Origin of the sequence: Microbacterium sp. GbtcB4 (genome assembly GCF_019091465.1) — a bacterium.
GTDB lineage: Bacteria > Actinomycetota > Actinomycetes > Actinomycetales > Microbacteriaceae > Microbacterium > Microbacterium paraoxydans.
In genome coordinates this window covers 1-277 of the sequence record NZ_JAGXJJ010000097.1, presented here as the reverse complement: position 1 = coordinate 277, position 277 = coordinate 1, and the positions used below count along the sequence as shown (strand labels likewise).

Sequence of the window (277 nt, the reverse complement as noted above, 5' to 3'; positions counted from 1 at the left end):
GGCGTCCCGGTGATCCCCGACGGCGGCCAGAAGTACTCGGGCGACATCGCGAAGGCGCTCGTCGCCGGGGCTGACGCCGTGAGGCTCGGCTCGCTGCTCGCCGGCACCGGCGGGTCGCCGGGCGAGGTCGTCTTCCAGTCGGGCAAGCAGTTCAAGCAGTACCGCGGCATGGGCTCGCTCGGCGCCATGCATACGCGCGGCAAGCTGACCTCCTACTCGAAGGACCGCTACTTCCAGGCCGACGTGCCCCGCGACGACAAGCTGATCCCGGATGGCA

At 70.4% G+C, this 277-nt stretch carries 1 protein-coding gene; it reads left to right on the top strand.

Annotated elements, in window-relative coordinates; translation table 11 throughout:
- Positions 1–277, top strand: a 277-nt coding sequence (locus KVS71_RS17390) for an IMP dehydrogenase (RefSeq protein WP_217585146.1), incomplete at both ends; no start/stop codon positions are given.